Raw genomic sequence first — 17,177 nt, 5'->3', positions numbered from 1 at the left:
GCCGTCGGGTACGCCTCGCGCAGCCGGCGCTGCGCGGCGGGGCCGGCGTCCAGGTGGTCCAGGCCGAGCAGGGCCGCGCCCAGCACCGGCGGGGCGACGACCACCCGCGGTTCGGCGAGCGGCGCGTCGGCCGCCAGCCGGGCGGTCAGGTTGTCCAGCAGCAGCGGCTGCCGGGAGGCCAGCACGCCGCCGCCGAGCACCACCGGCACCGGCTGCTCCAGCAGGTCGAGCCGGGTCAGCGCGATCACGGCCAGCCGGGCGACCTCGTCGGCCTGCCGGTCGATCAGGCCGAGCGCGGTGGGGTCGCCCGCCTCGCCCGCCGCGAACAGCACCCGGGCGACCTCGTGCAGCCGGGACGGTTCGATCAGGCCCAGGTGCATCGCCTCGGCGACCGCGTTGGCGCCCGCCAGCCCGAAGTGGGCGCCGATCATCGGGGAGAGCAGGGTGGGGCCGCCGCGGCCGTCCTCGGCGCGGGCCGCGTGCCACATCGCCTCGTCGGCGAGCCCGCCGCCGCCGCCCCAGTCGCCGGTGACCTTGCCGAGCGCGGGCCAGCGGGCGGTGCGCCCGTCGGGCCGCAGGCCGACGCAGTTGATGCCCGCGCCGCAGACCACCGCGACGCCCAGCGGCCCGTCGGTGCCGGCCCGCAGCAGCCCGAAGGTGTCGTTGGCGACGTGCACCGACGGCGCCCAGCCGTGGCCCGAGATCGCCTCGTGCAGCCGCTCCTCCTCGACCGGCAGGTCGGCGTTGGCCAGGCAGGCGCTGACGTGGTCGGTCAGCGGCCGCCCGCCGGGCCGCCAGTCGGCGCCGGCCTGCCGGGCCAGGTCGCCGACCAGCGGGGCGAGCGCGGCGACGGCCGCGGCCGGGCCGGTGCGCTGCGGCTGGAAGCCGCCGCCGCGGGCACCGGCCAGGACGGTGCCGTCGGCGCCGACCAGGGCCAGGTCGGTCTTGCTGTTCCCGGCGTCGATGGCGAGGACGCCGGGCAGGAGTGCGGAGTGGCTCATCGGCCGGTCCCCCCGTGGTGGCGCGCGGAGCTGGGGCGGTGGTGCGCGGTCATGGTGCCGTTCACGCCCAGCTCAGGTGCGCGCGGTTGTGCGCCAGCAGCCGGTCGGTGAGCTGGTCGGCGAGCTCGATCTGCCCGACCAGCGGGTGGGCGAGCAGCGCGTCGAAGACCCGGTCCCGGCCGCCGTGCAGCGCGGCGTCCAGCGCCAGGTGCTCGTACGCGGTGACGCCCGCGATCAGGCCCGCGTACAGCGGTTCGACCGGGCGCTGCGGCAGCGGGCGGACGCCGGCGGCGTCGACCTCGGCCGGGACCTCGATGACCGCGTCGTCGGGCAGGAACGGCAGCACGCCGTCGTTGCGGGTGTTGACCACCTGGACGGTGGTGCGGCCGTCGGTGCCCAGCAGCGAGGCGATCAGCTGCACGGCGGCCTCGGAGTAGAACGCGCCGCCGCGCTTGCCGAGCAGCTCGGGCTTGGTGTCCAGGGCCGGGTCGGCGTACATCTCCAGCAGCTGCTTCTCGATCGCGGAGACCTCGGCGGCCCGGGAGCCCTTGACCTTCAGCTCCTCCACCACCAGGTCGTGCTGGTAGAAGTACCGCAGGTAGTACGAGGGGACGACGCCGAGCCGGCGGAACACCGGCAGCGGCAGGTGCAGGTCGGCGGCGATCGCCTCGCCGTGCTCGGCGAGCAGCTGCGGCAGCACCTCGCGGCCGCCGGCCGCGCCGGGGGAGTCGAGCAGGGTGACGCCGCGCTCCCAGGTCAGGTGGTTCAGGCCGACGTGGTCCAGGCGCACCAGCTCCGGGTCGACGCCCAGGTGGGCGGCGAACTTGCGCTGGAAGCCGATCGCCACGTTGCACAGGCCGACGGCCTTGTGCCCGGCGGTCTGCAGGGCGCGGGTGACGATGCCGACCGGGTTGGTGAAGTCGACGATCCAGGCGTCCGGGTTGGTGCGGCGGACCTGCTCGGCGATGTCCAGCACCACCGGGACGGTGCGCAGCGCCTTGGCGAGGCCGCCCGCGCCGGTGGTCTCCTGGCCGACGCAGCCGCACTCCAGCGGCCAGGTCTCGTCCTCGTTGCGCGCCGCCTGCCCGCCGACCCGCAGCTGGAGCAGCACCGCGTCGGCGTCCCGGACGCCCGCGGTGACGTCGGTGGCGGTGGTGACGGTGGCGCCGTGGCCCTGCTTGGCGAAGATCCGGCGGGCCAGCGCGGCGATCAGCTCCAGGCGGTCGGCCGCCGGGTCGATCAGCACCAGTTCGCCGATCGGCAGGGTGTCGCGCAGTCGCGCGAACCCGTCGATCAGCTCCGGCGTGTAGGTGGAACCGCCGCCGACGATTGCCAACTTCAGTGCGGACATCAGCCCTTGACCCCTGTCAGTGTGACGCCTTCGACGAAGGCGCGTTGTGCGGTGTTGTGCGAGGGAGAACGGAACGGTGGTCGGCGCCGGCGCCGGCGGCGTCGCCGGGCACCCCGCCTCAGTGCGTGCTGAACAGGACGTCCCGGGCGCTCGCCAGGGCGCGTTGCAGCGCGCCGGTCAGGACGGGCGGCCCCGGCACGGTCGACAGCCGCACCTCCGGCCGCGGGATGGACATCCGGCCCAGGGCCTCCTGGACCAGTGCCCGCAGGCGTTCCCCGCCCGCGGTCGGCGTGCCCCCGGAGAGCACCACCAGCTCCGGGTCCACCACCGAGGCGATCACCGCCAGGCCGACCGCCAGCCGCTCGGCCAGCTCCGCCAGGAACGCCTCGCCCCCGGCGCTGCCCAGGGCCCCGGCGACCGCCTGCGCCGCGTCGGCGCCGCGCAGCCCGTGCCGGCGGGCCAGCGCCAGTACGGCCGGCTCGCCCGCGAGGTCCTGGAACCCGCCGGTGACCTTCCGGCGGGAGCCCAGCGACACCGGGGCGTCCGGCGCCGGCATGTAGCCGACCTCGCCCGCGCCCCCGGTGAAACCCCGGTGCAGCCGGCCCGCGATCACGATCGCCGCGCCGATGCCCTGCTCGGCCCAGAGCAGCACGAAGTCCTCGCAGCCCGCGGCCGCGCCGCCGGCCTGCTCCGCCACCGCGGCCAGGTTCACGTCGTTCTCGATCGACACCGGGGAGCCCAGCGCCGCCCCCAACTCCTCCACCAGCCGCGGCGAGTGCCAGCCCGGCAGGTGCGAGGCGTAGCGCAGCTTCCCGGTCACCGGGTCCGGCGCGCCGCCGATCCCGATCACCACCTCGCGCAGCGCCCCCGGGGCGAGCTGGGCCCGGCGCGCGGTCTCCGCGACCGCCTCGGCCACCCGCGCCACCGTCTCCGCGGCCGTCCACCCCTTGGTCGGCACCCGGTGCTCGGCCAGCGTCGTCCCGGTGATGTCGGCGACCGCGACCCGCACCGCGGTGCTGGTCACGTCCACGCCCGCGACGTGGCCGGCGGCCGGGTTGACCTGGTACAGCTGGGCGTTCGGCCCCGGCCCGCCGGCGGTCGTCCCGACCGGCACCACCAGCCCCACCGCCTCCAGCCGGGCCAGTAGCTGGGAGGCGGTGGGCTTGGAGAGCCCGGTCAGGCTCCCGATCTGGGTGCGGGACAGCGGGCCGTTCGCGAGCAGCAGCTCCAGCGCGGCGCGGTCGTTGATGGCCCGCAGCAGGCTCGGCGTACCGGCCAGCGGGGAACGGGGCGTCTTTCGGGTGGTCACGGCCCGATCCTCCTCTGCGTACGCCGTTGCGGCCAACTGTTAGGAAAGTTTCCAATTGCGAGCCGCAGTTGTCAACGGTACGTGACCGGTTCGTCGGAGCGGTGTGCGGGTGCCGCGGTCACCAGGGCAGCGGTCCCTCCTCGTCGAAGAAGGCGCCGCTCGGCCCGCCGTCGGGCAGCGTGGCCAGCCGGACGGCCACCCGCGCGCCCTGCGCGGGGGTGCGGGTGCCCCGGTGCCCGTTCAGGTCGGTGGCGCAGTAGCCGGGGCAGCCCAGGTTGACCAGGACTCCGGTGCCGCGCAGCTCCTTGGCGTACTGCACGGTCACCGCGTTCAGGAAGGTCTTGGACGGCGCGTAGGCCGCCGAGATCGGGCCGGTCTCCCCGGCCGGGTCGGACTGCCGGGTCAGCGAGCCCACCCCGCTGGACATGTTGACGATCCGCGGGGACGCCGAGCGGCGCAGCAGCGGCAGCAGCGCGTTGGTCACCCGGACCACCCCCAGCACGTTGGTCTCCATCACCAGCCGGAGTTCCGCCAGGTCGACCACGGTCGGTTCCTGCGGGACGCCCCCGGTCACCGCCGCGTTGTTGACCAGCACGTCCAACCGCCCGAAGCGCTCTTCCAGCAGCGCGGCCGCGCCCGCCGCCGAGGCGTCGTCGGTGACGTCCAGCGGCACCCCGAAGGCGTCCGCGCCGCCCGCCCGCAGCGCCTCGACGGCCGCCGCGCGCCGCCCCTCGTCGCGGGCCCCGACCCCGACCCGCCAGCCCAGCGCGCCGAGGCCCGCCGCGATCTCGTACCCGATGCCCTTGTTCGCGCCGGTGACCAGCGCGACCGTCCTGCCGTCCGTCGTGTTCTCGTTCATGCCCCCATGCTCCGGCCGGCCGCCGGGCGGTGGCCAAGACCGATCCGGGCACCCGGCGATACCCGGCGGGTATCGCCGTAGGCTGGGCGGATGGAGACCCGGGAACTGCGCTACTTCGTGGCCGTCGCCGAGGAGTTGAACTTCGGCCGGGCGGCGGCCCGGCTGGGCATGGCGCAGCCGCCGCTGTCACGGGCGATCGCCCGGCTGGAGCGGCGGCTGGGCACCGTGCTGCTGGAACGCGACAGCCACGGCGCGGCGCTGACCGGCGCGGGCCGGGTGCTGCTGCGCGAGGCCCGCACCGCGCTGGACGCGGTGGCCGCCGCCGAGGCCCGCACCCGCCGGGCCGGGCAGCCGGGGCTGGTGCTGGCGGCGAAGGCCGGCGCGTCCGCCGAACTGCTGGCGAAACTGCTGGCCGCCTACGCCGCCGAGCCCGGATCGGTGCCGGTGGACGTGCGGCTGTGCCAGTACGGCGAACAGGGCGCCCTGCTGCGGCGCGGCGAGGCCGACGCGGCGCTGCTGCACCTGCCGTTCGACTCCGTCACCGGCCTGGACACCGAGGAACTGCGCACCGAGGGCCAGGTCGCCCTGCTGCCCGCCGGACACCCGCTGACCGCCCGCCGCGCACTGCGCCCCGCCGACCTGGCCGACCTGCCGGACCTGCCCGCCCCCCGCTACCCGCGCCCCGACGGCACCCACCCGGACGGGCCGGGCCCGGCGATCCGCGACCACGCCCAGCTCTACCAGCTGATCGCCCTCGGCCGGACGTGCGCCCTCCTGCCGGAATCCTGCCGCGCCCAGCTCCGCGACGACGTGGCCGCCGTCCCCGTCCCGGACGCCCCCCGGGTCACCACCGTGCTCGCCTGGCCCCCCGACAGCCGCTCCCGCCCGCTGGCCGACCTGTTGCGGGCGGCGGCGGGCGGCTGATCAGTTCTGCATCGGTATCGGCTTGGCGGCCAGCGAGCGGGCCGAGTTGGGATCGGCCAGGGCGGACGGCGGGAGGACCTCCGGGGCGGCCGGCTGGGCCGGGAGGGTGGCGGCGGCGGCCTCCTCCTGGAGCTTGACGCCGGCCAGGTCGAAGGCGGCCTTCAGGCGCAGCCGCAGGGCGCGCGAGACCTGGGCGGACTTCCCGGGGGTGCAGCGGGCCTGGACCCGCAGCTGGACGGAGTCGACCGAGACCGACTCGACGCCCAGCACCTTGACCTGGCCCCAGATCAGCTCGTCGTACGGGGTCTCCTTGGCGAGCTGGTCGGCGGCCTCGAGGACCAGCAGCTCGACCCGCTCCAGGTCCTCCCGGTAGCCGACCTGGACGTCCACGGTGGCGGTGCCCCAGCCCTGGCTCATGTTGGCGATCCGCTTGACCTCGCCGTTGCGGATGTACCAGATCTCGCCGCCCGCGCCGCGCAGCTTGGTGACCCGCAGGCCGACCTCCAGCACGGTGCCGGTGGCCACGCCGGTGTCGATCTCGTCGCCGACGCCGTACTGGTCCTCCATGATCATGAAGACGCCGGAGAGGAAGTCGGTGACCAGGTTGCGGGCGCCGAAGCCGATCGCCACGCCGGCCACACCGGCGGAGGCCAGCAGCGGGGCCAGGTCGACGCCGAGCACCGACAGGGCCATCAGCGAGGCGGTGCCCAGGATGGTGAAGGAGGCCACCGAGCGCAGCACCGAGCCGATCGCCTCCGAACGCTGCTGGCGCCGCTCGGTGTTGACCACGCCGCTGTTGGCCAGCAGGCCGCCGAGCACCCCGTGGTCGTCGTCGGCGTCCGCGGGCCGCCCCATCCGGGCCACCAGCTTGTCGATCACCTTGCGGACCACGGCCCGCAGCACCAGGGCCAGTCCGAGGATGAAGACGATCCGGACGCCGTCCACCACCCAGCCCTGCCAGTTCTCGTCCAGCCAGCCGGCCGCCTGCCGGGTGGTGTCGGTCACGTCGGCGGCGGTGGTGGGGATGGTGAACGTCGGCGCGGTGCTGTCGGCAGCGGAATCGGCGAGCATCGCCCCACTGTAGCGAGCCCGTTCACCCGCTCGGACGGCCCGGCGGCGGTACCGGTCCGGTTCCGGACACGCACCGCACCGGCACCCGCACGGTACGTGCAGGAGCGTCGCCAGCTGGGCATACCCGCTATGGCGGAACGTGCGCGGGCCCACCGCACGCGCGCGGCCCGTTCACGGAGAAATGGTGGCGTCGTACGACGGCGTAAGGCGACACTGAGGGAGATCACGCCCCGCGCGGGGCGCGGTCACCCGCTCGACTCGGCGCGAGCCACGCGCCGCAGGCGTCCAAGGAGGCCCCGTGCCGCATGTCCTTGTCCTCAACGCGTCGTACGAGCCGCTCGGTGTCGTCTCGATGCGACGCGCCCTCATCCTCGTCCTCAACCACAAGGCGATCGCCCTGGAGGATGCGGGCACCACTCTGCACAGCGCCACCGGTGCCGTCCGGGCACCGTCCGTCGTCAAACTGACCCGTTTCGTGCGGGTCCCCTACCGAGGCCCCGTGCCGCTGACCAGGCGGGCGCTGTTCGCCCGCGACCACGGCCGGTGCGTGTACTGCGGGGCCGCCGCCACCAGTGTCGACCACGTCATCCCGCGCAGCCGGGGCGGCCAGCACCGGTGGGACAACGTGGTGGCGGCCTGCCGCCGCTGCAACCACACCAAGGCCGACCGGCACCTCGCCGACCTCGGCTGGCGGATGAAGCGCCCCCCGGCCGCCCCCAGCGGCCTGGCCTGGCGGGTCATCGGCACCGGGATCAAGGACCCGCGCTGGCGGCCCTACCTGGAGCCGTACGGCGGCCTCGACCAGTTCCGGGACTTCGAACACCACGATCATCCGGAGACGGTCCTGCCCGCCCCCGTCCGCACCCGTCCGATCCGCCGCGGCGAGCAGCACGCACCGCTCTCCGCCTGAACAGACAAGGGCCTGCCCGACACGACAACCGGTACGCCTCATGGGCCGCCGCCGCCCCCGCAACGGGAGCGCCGGCGGCCCGCCGCGCTCCTACGGCGCCCGCACGCCGTACAGCTCGACACCGGACAGCGCGTACCCGTACCGGGTGGCCCGGCCCACGCCCTGCACCCGCAGGTACCGCGCGTCCGGCGCGTCGAAGCGGACGGTCTCGTCGCCGCCCTGCCCGTTGCCCACCTCCGCCACGGTGGTCCACGCCACGCCGTCGGCGGAGGTCTGGATCCGGTACGCCGAGGCGTACGCCGCGCCCCAGTGCAGCACCGCCGAGCCCAGCCGGGCGGGCTGCGGCAGCCGCAGCTGCACCCAGGCGTCGTCCCGGGCCGGGGAGCTCCAGGAGGTCTTCGGGTCGCCGTCGGCGACCGCCGCCGCCGGGGTCCTCGCGCTGTCGTCGCCCGAGGACGAGGCGGTCGCGGTCGGCGCCAGGTCCGGCCCGCCGGTCGGCGGCACCACGTGCACCAGCAGCTCCTGGCGGACGGTCAGCGTGCCCGCCGTGAACACCAGCGGCACCCGGTAGGTGCCCGAGGGGGTGTCCGCGGCCGCCGTGACCAGCAGCGGCGCGCCCACCTGGCCGCCGCGCGGCACCGTCACCGCCGGGGCCGGGGCCACCACCAGCCCCCTGGCCACCGCCGGGACGTCGGCCCGCAGGGTGCCGGTCAGCGCGTCCGGCCGCCCCGACTCCACGGTGGCCAGCGCCTGCGCGGGCGCCGCGGCGCCCGCCACCACGTCCAGCGTCGGCTGGGCCAGCGTCAGCCGGGCCGCCGGGACGTCCGCCCACCACGGGATCACCTGGTTGACCACCGGGGCCTCGCCGCCCGGCCGCCACACCAGCCGCAGCGCCTCCACCGGTCCGCCGTCGGCCCGCAGCTCGTTGTAGCCGGGCCGCACCGGGCCCAGGTCGGCCCAGCTGCCGTCCGGCCGGCGCACCTGCGCGGTCGCCTCGGCCCGCACCGCCGGGTCGGTCAGCACGGTCAGCCGGTCCAGCGGCCGGGCCGAGCCCAGCTCCACCGTCAGCGGGGCGTCGCCCTCGGCGGGCGGTGCGGCCGCCCGGAAGGCGGAGTCCGGGTCGCCGGAGAGCACCGCGTCCGGCGAGGAGCCCGGCGCGGCGGGCGGGCCGGACACCGCGGCGTCCACCGCGTCCGGCGCGTCCGCGGTGAACTCCCGCACCGCGACGGCCGTCTGCTGCCCGGAGGTGGCGCGCAGCCGGACCGCCTTGGCGACGGTGCCCGCCGGGGCCTGCGCGCTGACCGTCCGCTGCCCGTGCACGGTGGCCAGCCGGTGCCAGCCGCCCGAGCCGCTCCAGTACTCCAGCACCCCGTCGTGCAGGTAGTCGTCGGCCGCCGACCGGGCGTCCGGCTCGTCGCCCCAGCCGCCCATCAGCACCGTCACCGAGCCCAGCGGCTTCGGGGTGCCCAGGTCCAGGCCGAAGCTGTCGCCGACCTGCGGCGGCGCGGACGACCAGTAGAAGGTCTGCCCCGAGCCGTCCGCCATCAGCGCCGGGCCGTGGTCGTGCGCGGTGCCCAGGGTGGTGGTCGGCGCGGCGCCCGGGGTGATGCCCGACCAGGTGTCCGCGGACTTCGCCGCCCGCTCCAGGAAGGCGTCCAGCACGCCCTTGCCGACCGTCACCGGGTTCTGCTCCAGCACCCCGCGCTGGCGCCCCAGCTCCAGCCGGGCCTGCCAGGCCGCGGTGCCGTCGCCGCCCTGCTGCGCCAGCAGCATGTCCACCGCCGCCCGGCCCGCCGCGCCGTACGCCGACAGCCGGGCCAGCCACGGCGCCGCGTCCCGCGCCAGCGGGTCGCCCGCCAGCGTCCGCGGCGCGTCCGCCATCACGGTGCACGCCTCGCGCAGCGGCTGAGAGGCCGCCCGCAGCTCGGCCGCGTCGGCGGGCGCGCCCGAGGCCGGCTCGGCCGCCGCCCAGAACCGCTCGACCAGCGGCGCCAGGTACGCCGACTCCCGGCCGTCCAGCGGCGAGGAGGCGCTGTTGCCCGCCAGCGCGGCCGCCGCGGCCTGCTGCGCGGGCCCCGCGGTCAGCAGCCGCAGCGCTCCGGCCAGCGACTCCCCGGGCCGGTAGCCGTCCGGCTGCCAGCCGAAGTCGGCGGCCGTCGCCAGCGGGATCCGGGACGCCACCGGCTGGCTCATCGCCGAGGTCAGCAGCACCGCCGAGCGCCGCGCCACCTCGGCGTCCCGCCCGGTGTAGCCGCCCAGGAACAGCCGGTCCGGCGCCGAGTCGTTCACCGGGTAGTTGTCCATGGTGACCAGCGGGCGCCCGAACAGGTCGGCGGTGGAGCCGATCTGGTCGCCCGTCACCCGCTCGGGGATGGCCGCGCCGCCGCTCCACACCACCCGCACCCCGTCCGGCAGCCCGGCGGCCAGCGCCGCCCGGTACGGCGTGGTGCCCTGCTTCAGGTACTCGGTGGGCACCACCGACAGCGGCGCCAGCTCCGGGTGCCGCGCCAGCAGCTTCTGCCGCACCGTCGCGACCAGCGCGGCCTGCGCCTTCGCCGCCGCCACCGGCCCGGTGCCGAACGTGCGCCGGTCCGCCCCGCAGTGCCACTCGTCGTACGACACGTCCAGGAAGTCCAGCTGGAACTCCCGCACGCCCAGCCCCCACAGCCCGTCCAGCTTGGCGACCAGCGCGTCCGCGTCCTTGCCGGAGGAGAAGCAGAACGACTGCCCGGGGGCGAGCGAGTACGCCACCGTCACGTGGTTGGCGCGGGCCCGTGCGGTCAGCTCGGCCAGCTCGCCCGCCTCCCGTGCCGGGTACGCCTCCCGCCAGCGCTGCGAGCGGTACGGGTCGCCGCCCGGCGCGTACAGGAAGTAGTCCTGCTTGGTGCGGCCCAGGAAGTCCACCAGCGCCAGCCGCTGCGCGGAGCTCCACGGCGCCCCGTAGAACGACTCCGCGGTGCCGCGCCGGGCCGCGCCCGAGGGCCAGTCCCGCAGCAGCACGCCCGGGAAGCCCCGGTCGCCCCCGCCGCCCTGCCCCTGCCCCGGGCCGACCGGGGCGAGCAGCTGCGCCAGGCTCTGCGCCGCGTAGAAGGTGCCCGTGCCGTCCACCCCCGCCAGCACCACCGCGCCGTACTCGCCGCCGCCCTCCGCGGGCAGCCGGCCGGACGCCAGCAGGTAGCCGCCCGGGGGCAGGCCCGCCAGCTGCGGCACCTCGGTGTCCTTCAGCCCGTCCGCCACCGCGATCCGCCGCAGCGCCCGGTCGACCGCCCCGCCCGCGCCCTCGTACGGGCCGCCCACGTACACCACCAGCGACCCGGCCGCCGGGTGCTCGGGGGCCTGCGCCGCGGTCAGCACCTCCGTCGCGCCCGCCCGGGCCAGCAGCGCGCGCACCGCGTCCACCGCCGGGCCGTCGGCGGAGTCCGCCAGCACCACCGTCACCTGCCGGGGCACCGCCACCGGCGCGCCGCCCACCCGGGACTCCTGCGGGCGCGGGAACACCCGGGGGTCGGTCAGCGAGCCCAGCGCCGGCGCCGCCTCCGCGACGGCCGCGGCCCCCCGGGCGTCCGGGGCCCCGGGGGCGTCCGGGACGGAGCTGCTCGGGCCGGGGCGCAGGTCCGCCTGCGCGGCGAAGCCCTGGGCCGGGGCCAGCAGCCCGCCGACCACCGCCGCCGCCGACAGCGTCGCCGCGACCCGCAGCGCGCTGCCCCGCCGCCCGGTGCGGCGCTCGGCCCGCACCGAGGCCAGCAGCGGCTCGGTGCCCTTGACGTCCGCGATGAAGCGGTCCGCGGCCCGCGGCGCCACCTGCCGGGCCGTCCGCGCCGCCGTCCGGCGGGCCGCCAGCGCCGCCGGGTGGTTCAGTACCTCGCGCAGCGCCGCGCTGCGCTCCAGACCCTGCCGCAGCCGCCGTCCGGCCGCCACCGACACCCGCGCCTGCACCGGAGCCTCCTCGCCCGAAACGCCCAGCTCACCGGCCCCCCACCGACCCGGCCCGGCCCCCCTCGGCCGTCCGGCCCGCCCACCCCACCAGCTGCCCGCGCCGCTGTCAACGCCACTGGCAGCTATGTCCGTTATCGACGGAAAAGCCCGGAGCCCGGCCGGGGCGGCAACCGGCCGGGCGGACGTTCACCCGACCGGTGCGGGCCGCAGGCCGTGTCGGTCGGGGTCGGCGGGCGGCGGCGCGGGTAGGACTGTGCCTGACTACATTGTCGGCGTCGGGGGCAACCCGAGGACGGAGTGCGCCGGGTGGCCGCATACCTTGACCGGGACCAAGCGGGATTCGAACAGGTGCCGGCGGAGGACAACCCGCCCGCCCCACCGGAGTTGACGGCGCTCGCGGACGCCCACGGGGTGGACACCCGCTACGACGCCGGGGCCGGCCCGGTGCAGGTCGGGGCGCGCACGCTGACCGCCGTGCTGGCCGCGCTCGGGGTCGACGCCGGAACGCCGGAGCTGGCCGCGAAGGCGCTGGAGCGGCACCGCGAGGAGGCCGCCCGGCGCCTGCTGCCGCCGACCGTGGTCGCCTGGCAGGGGCGGCGCACCGCGCTCGACCTGCCGGCCGGGGCCGAGGTCCGGATCGAGCTGGAACAGGGCGGCGCCGCCTGGGAGTTGACGGTCGAGCACGCGCACTGGCTGCCCGAGGACCTGCCGCTCGGCCGGCACGCGCTGGACGTCCGGGCGGACGGGCGCACCGCCCGCGCCGCGCTGGTGGTCGCCCCGCCGCGGATCCCCGAACCGCAGCGGCGCAGCTGGGGCTTCCTCGCCCAGCTGTACTCCGTGCTGAGCGAACAGTCCTGGGGCATGGGCGACTTGGCCGACCTCGCGGAGCTCGCCCAGTGGGCCGGCGCCGAACTCGGCGCGGGCTTCCTGCAGATCAACCCGCTGCACGCGGGCATGCCCGGCGCCCCCTCCGACCCGTCCCCGTACCGCCCCTCCTCGCGCCGCTTCGCCGACCCGGTGCACCTGCGGATCGAGGCCGTCCCCGAGTACGCCCGGCACGAGGAGGTCCGCGAACTCGCCCGCCGGGCCCGGCTGCTGCGCGAGGAGGTGCTGGAGCACGACGCCCTGATCGACCGGGACTCCGTGTGGTCGCTCAAGCGCCGGGCCCTCGAACTGCTGCACACCGTGCCGCGCGGGATCGGCCGGGAGGCCGCGTACCGGGCGTTCGTCCGGCGCGAGGGCGAATGGCTGGAGCGGTACGCGGTGTGGAACGCGCTGGCCGAGGCGCACGGCGCCGGCTGGCACTCCTGGCCGAAGGGCCTGCGCCACCCCGCCAACCCCCAAGTGGCCGCTACCAAGGCCGAGTTGAAGGACCGGGTCGAGTTCCACCGCTGGCTGGCCTGGCTGGTCGACGAGCAGCTGCGCGCCGCCCAGCGCGCCGCCGTCGACTCCGGCATGCCGCTCGGCCTGATCCACGACCTCGCGGTCGGCGTCCACCCCGACGGCGCCGACGCCTGGGCCCTCCAGGACGTGCTGGCCGCCGGCATCTCCACCGGCGCCCCGCCGGACGCCTTCAACGCCCACGGCCAGGACTGGGGCCTGCCGCCCTGGCGCCCCGACGCCCTCGCCGAGGCCGGGTACGCCCCGTTCGCCGAGCTGATCCGCTCCGCCGCCCGGCACGCCGGCGCGATCCGGATCGACCACGTGATGGGCCTGTTCCGGCTCTGGTGGGTGCCCGAGGGCGCCCGCCCGACCGAGGGCACCTACGTCCGCTACGACGCCGAGGCGATGCTCGCCGTCCTCGCCCTGGAGGCCCACCGGGCCGGCGCCGCCGTCATCGGCGAGGACCTCGGCACCGTCGAACCCGGCGTGCGCGAACGCCTCGCCGACCACGGCGTGCTCGGCACCTCCGTGCTCTGGTTCGAACGGGACTGGCAGGCCGACGGCACCGTGCTGCCCCCCGAGCGCTGGCGCCCCGGCTGCCTGGCCACCCTCACCACCCACGACCTGCCCTCCACCGCCGCCCGGCTCACCGGTGAGCACGTCGAACTGCGCCACCGCCTCGGCCTGCTGGCCCGCCCGCTGGCTGAGGAGCAGGACGCCGCCGCCGCCGAACTCGCCGACTGGCAGCGCGAACTCGTCCGGGTCGGGCTGCTCGCCGAGGGCGAACCGGCCACCCCCGAGGCGCTGTACGCCTACCTGCTGGCCACCCCCGCCAAGCTGGTCGGCGTCTGGCTCCCCGACACCGTCGGCGACCCCCGCCCGCAGAACCTCCCCGGCACCTGGGACCAGTACCCCAACTGGCGCCTCCCGGTCGCCGACTCCGCCGGCACCCCCCGCACCCTCGACGCGCTGGCCGCCGCCCCCGGCACCGCGGGCATCGCCGCCACCCTCGCCCCGTTGAACATCCTCCCGGCGGGACACGCCGACAGGCGTACCCCGCCGGGCGGAGCGGTGTAGGGGGCCGGTACCTTGGGAAACGTGGACAAGAGGAACGCAATGCGCGCCGGTGCGGTCACCGCGGCGGCCACGCTGATGATGGTCATGTCGTCGCCCGCCATGGCGCTCACCCGCGATGACGGCGACAACCCCGGCACCGGCCTGAGCGTCGGCGAGACCCTGGGCCTGTTCGTCGCCCTCCCGATCGTCGCCTTCGCGGTGATCGCGGGCCTCTGCATGATCCCGGGCAGCAAGAAGAAGTAACCGGGTCCCCGGCCCCCTGGGTACACGAGAAGCGCATTCAGGGGCCCGGGGAACGGCGGGGCCGTGCTGCTGACGGCCGGAGCCCATCGAAGTGTCCGTGTTGCTGCGTGCCGTAAACAGAACCAGAAGCCGATGCGCTGGGCGGCAGTGAACCGCCAGCAGACCCGTGCTCGCCGTTCCCCGAGCCCCTGAATGCGCTCCTCAGGCCCAGCCGGCCGTCGTCTCCTGGCGCCCGTCCGGGTGGATCGCCAGCGCCCGGAGGCCCTTCGCGGCGAGCCAGCGCAGGCCGCGCGGCGCGCCCATGGCGAACGCCGCGGTGGCCAGGGCGTCCACCCGGGTGAGGCGGGGGCCGACCAGGGTGAGCGAGGCGTAGGAGTCCGCGGGCAGGGCGGTGTGCGGGTCGATGATGTGCGGGCCGCGCTCCGCGGTGCCGGAGGTGGCGACGGCCAGGTTGTGGCCGGTGACGACGCGGGCGACGGCCCGCTCGCGGTGCGGGTCGGCGATCCCGATCCGCCACGGTCCGCCCGCCGTCTGGACGTCCCCGCCGCCGCTGACGCAGTGCTGGGCGGAGCCGGACTCGCGCAGCATCCGGGACGCCTCCTCGACCGCCCAGCCCTTGACGTAGCCGCTGGGGTCGAGCCGTCCGCCGGGCCGCGCGGTGAAGTAGCCGCCGGTCTCCGCGGTGAGTTCCGCGCACCGCTCCAGCACCAGGCGGACCTCCGGGTCGGCGTCCGCGAGGGGGAGTTCGCCGCGGTCGATCCGGCTGACCTCGCTCCGCGCCCGGTAGGTCGAGAACACCTCGTCGATCCGGTGCAGCCGCTCCACGATCCGCCGGAGGGCCGGGCCGGTCTCCGGCCCCGGGTCGCGGACGGCGATGGAGAAGACCGTCCCCATCACGTGCTCGACGTGGCGGGCCGTCACTTTCCCACCTGGTCGAGGGCGCTCTGCAACGAGCGGGTGTAGCCGTCGCTGGTGTACGTCGCGCCGGAGACCACGTCGATGTCGGCGCTCTGCGCGGCGAGCGCCTCCTGGTTGAGGACGGGTATCGCGGACTCGTTGATCTCCCGGTCGCGGCGGTCCCGGGTGGGGTACTGGACCACGTCGATCCTGCTGATCCTCCCGCCGTCCATGGTGACCTTGACCTGCACCGGCCCGTACCGGGTGTTGACCGCGCTGCCGGTGGCGGTCCGCGCGGTCCCGCCGCCCTGCGCGGTGTCCGCGGCGCCGGTGGACCCGGCACTGCTGTCGGTGCCGCTGTCGGTGCCGGTGCCGGTGCCGGTGCTGGTGCCGGAGCCCGGGTTCGCGTTCGAGGCGGAGATGGCGTGCGCGGAGGAGGGGTCGTGGGGCTTGAGGGAGAGCAGCAGGACGACCCCGGCGGCGGTCGCGGAGGCGGTGATGACGGCGCGTCGCATGGCGGGGTGCTCCTAGAGGGCGAAGGACTCGTGGTGGATGCGGTCGGCCCGGACCCCGGCGGCGCGCAGTGCGCCGACGGCCTCGGTGGTGAACTCCTCGGGGCCGCACAGGTAGACCTCGTGCCGGGCCAGGTCGGGGACGAGTCGGCCCAGCGCCGCGCCGAGACCGCCCACCTCGGCCCGGCCGCCGAGCAGTTCGTGCACCCGGACGCCGCGCTGCGCGGCGACGGCGGCGAGCTCGCGGCGGAACAGCACGTCCTTCGGGCGGCGGGCGCGCTGCACCAGGGTGACCCGGCCGGGCAGCGTCTCGGCCAGCGCGCGCAGCGGGGTGACGCCGACGCCCGCGCCGAGCAGCAGCACCGGCCCGCCGCGGTGCCGCCGCGCGGTGAACGCCCCGTACGGGCCCTCGGCGCGGACCTTCGTGCCGGGGGCGAGCGCGGCGAGCGCCGCGCTGTGGGCGCCCAGCGCCTTGACGGTGAAGCGCAGGAAGCGCGGGTGCGGGGGAGCGGAGAGCGAGTACGGGTTGGCGGCCCAGCGCAGCCGCGGGGTGAGGAACTGCAGCCGGAAGAACTGCCCCGGCTCGGCCCGCAGTTCGTCCAGGTGCCGGCCGGTGAGGAAGACCGAGACCACGCCCGGCCCCTCGGCGCGCACCTCGGCGACCTCCAGCCGGTGCCGCCGGTCGCGCAGGTACGGGGTCAGCAGCCGGTACCACGCCAGGACGGCGGCAGTGCCGAAGTACAGCAGGTACCAGCCGGCCTTCGCCGGGCCGTCGGCCAGCTCGGCGCCGGTGGTGAGCTGGTGGGCGAAGCCGAGCGCGACGGCAAGGTAGGTGGCCAGGTGCAGGTAGTACCAGGTCTCGTAGCCCATCCGGCGGCGGGCGGTCCGGGCCGAGAGGGCGCCGGTGCCGAGCAGCAGCAGGGTCGCGGCGGTGGCCTTCAGCATGTCGGGGAAGTGGAACACCATCTCGACGGTCTGGCCCCACAGGCCCTGCCCGTCGGTCAGCGCGTAGCCCCAGATCACCGTCAGCACGTGCACGGTGACCAGCGAGACCAGGTAGCGGCCGCCGTACGCGTGCCAGCGGGCCAGCCGGTCCGCGCCCACCTCGCGCTCCAGCAGCGGGATCCGGGCCATCAGCAGCAGCAGGACGGGCGCGGCGTAACCGGCCAGCAGGCCGGTGATCCGCCCCGCGCCGGTGAGCCAGTCGGCGGCGCCGGCCACCCGCGGGGTGTCGGCCCACCACAGGGCGAGGACGCCGAGCGCACCGAGCACGACCAGGGCGGGCACGCCGCGCCGGACGGCGTCCGGGGGCAGGGAGCGGCGGGGCGCGGCCCGGCCGGGGGCGGGAAGTGCGGTCAACGGGGCCCTCCTTCGGTGGTGCGGGGCCCACGGTGCCACCGGAAGTTCTCAGTTCCCTGAGAACCGATAGTCCTACCGGACGTCCGGGAAGGGTATCGGCCCAGCTCGAAGCAGTCGCGCCAAGGCCGACCGGGCCCCGGGAATCTCACCGCTTTCTCATCCCGGAACGGAAGAGTCCCACGCAGAAGAGCCCCACCAGCGGCCCGGGGAACTGTCGGCAGACGAGCATGCACAATCAGGGGCCCGGGGAACGGCGGGTCCGTGCTGCTGACGGCCGGAGCCCATCGAAGTGTCCGTGCTGCTGCGTGCAGTGACAGAACCAGAAGCCGATGCACGCAGCAGCAG

The 17,177-nt window shown here is 76.4% G+C and carries 13 protein-coding genes; 4 read left to right on the top strand and 9 right to left on the bottom strand.

The window, feature by feature from the left end; genetic code table 11:
* The 4 genes from ACFUEL_RS17450 to ACFUEL_RS17435 all read right to left on the bottom strand — a co-directional run.
* The coding region (locus ACFUEL_RS17450) for an N-acetylglucosamine kinase (protein WP_380237147.1) at positions 1-1,001 on the bottom strand (1,001 nt) is incomplete at its 3' end.
* 61 nt (positions 1,002-1,062) lie between these two features.
* On the bottom strand, positions 1,063-2,343 hold the full coding sequence (locus ACFUEL_RS17445) for a 6-phospho-beta-glucosidase (protein ID WP_380237150.1): 1,281 nt from the start codon (positions 2,341-2,343) through the stop codon (positions 1,063-1,065).
* Between the two features lie 127 nt (positions 2,344-2,470).
* Complete coding sequence (locus ACFUEL_RS17440) at positions 2,471-3,661, bottom strand: ROK family transcriptional regulator (protein ID WP_380237146.1); 1,191 nt, start codon at positions 3,659-3,661, stop codon at positions 2,471-2,473.
* A gap of 118 nt (positions 3,662-3,779) precedes the next feature.
* Entirely contained in the window at positions 3,780-4,520 is a 741-nt protein-coding gene (locus ACFUEL_RS17435) for an SDR family oxidoreductase (RefSeq protein WP_380237145.1), read from the bottom strand.
* 90 nt (positions 4,521-4,610) lie between these two features.
* Between ACFUEL_RS17435 and ACFUEL_RS17430 the strand changes: the two genes are divergently transcribed.
* Entirely contained in the window at positions 4,611-5,444 is an 834-nt protein-coding gene (locus tag ACFUEL_RS17430; protein WP_380237144.1) for a LysR family transcriptional regulator, read from the top strand.
* Here ACFUEL_RS17430 and ACFUEL_RS17425 read toward each other — a convergent pair whose 3' ends face one another.
* On the bottom strand, positions 5,445-6,515 hold the full coding sequence (locus ACFUEL_RS17425) for a mechanosensitive ion channel family protein (RefSeq protein ID WP_380237143.1): 1,071 nt from the start codon (positions 6,513-6,515) through the stop codon (positions 5,445-5,447).
* A gap of 298 nt (positions 6,516-6,813) precedes the next feature.
* Between ACFUEL_RS17425 and ACFUEL_RS17420 the strand changes: the two genes are divergently transcribed.
* On the top strand, positions 6,814-7,425 hold the full coding sequence (locus tag ACFUEL_RS17420; protein WP_380237142.1) for an HNH endonuclease: 612 nt from the start codon (positions 6,814-6,816) through the stop codon (positions 7,423-7,425).
* A gap of 90 nt (positions 7,426-7,515) precedes the next feature.
* Here the strand turns inward: ACFUEL_RS17420 and ACFUEL_RS17415 are convergent, their stop codons facing one another.
* Positions 7,516-11,361, bottom strand: a complete 3,846-nt coding sequence (locus ACFUEL_RS17415; protein ID WP_380237141.1) for a beta-N-acetylglucosaminidase domain-containing protein — start codon at positions 11,359-11,361, stop codon at positions 7,516-7,518.
* Between the two features lie 348 nt (positions 11,362-11,709).
* Between ACFUEL_RS17415 and malQ the strand changes: the two genes are divergently transcribed.
* Together malQ and psbW are read left to right on the top strand one after the other, a co-directional pair.
* Positions 11,710-13,821 carry a 4-alpha-glucanotransferase gene (gene malQ / locus ACFUEL_RS17410; protein ID WP_380237149.1) on the top strand — a complete coding sequence of 704 codons (2,112 nt, stop codon included), beginning with the start codon at positions 11,710-11,712 and terminating at the stop codon, positions 13,819-13,821.
* A 21-nt stretch (positions 13,822-13,842) separates the two neighbouring features.
* Complete coding sequence (gene psbW / locus ACFUEL_RS17405) at positions 13,843-14,064, top strand: photosystem II reaction center protein PsbW (RefSeq protein ID WP_380237140.1); 222 nt, start codon at positions 13,843-13,845, stop codon at positions 14,062-14,064.
* 201 nt (positions 14,065-14,265) lie between these two features.
* Here psbW and ACFUEL_RS17400 read toward each other — a convergent pair whose 3' ends face one another.
* Genes ACFUEL_RS17400 through ACFUEL_RS17390 form a run of 3 tightly spaced genes read right to left on the bottom strand, consistent with a single transcriptional unit; the run spans position 14,266 to position 16,832 of the window.
* Entirely contained in the window at positions 14,266-14,958 is a 693-nt protein-coding gene (locus ACFUEL_RS17400; protein WP_380237148.1) for an FAD:protein FMN transferase, read from the bottom strand.
* A gap of 23 nt (positions 14,959-14,981) precedes the next feature.
* The gene (locus ACFUEL_RS17395) at positions 14,982-15,476 is read right to left on the bottom strand and encodes an FMN-binding protein (protein ID WP_380237139.1); all 495 of its coding nucleotides are present in this window, start codon (positions 15,474-15,476) and stop codon (positions 14,982-14,984) included.
* A gap of 12 nt (positions 15,477-15,488) precedes the next feature.
* Entirely contained in the window at positions 15,489-16,832 is a 1,344-nt protein-coding gene (locus ACFUEL_RS17390; RefSeq protein WP_380237138.1) for a ferric reductase-like transmembrane domain-containing protein, read from the bottom strand.
* Positions 16,833-17,177: the final 345 nt, after the last annotated feature.

The sequence above is a fragment of the Kitasatospora sp. NPDC057198 genome (assembly GCF_042670125.1).
Taxonomy (GTDB): domain Bacteria; phylum Actinomycetota; class Actinomycetes; order Streptomycetales; family Streptomycetaceae; genus Kitasatospora.
Note: the sequence above shows the minus strand (reverse complement) of the source record. Positions and strands in the feature narration are given on the sequence as shown.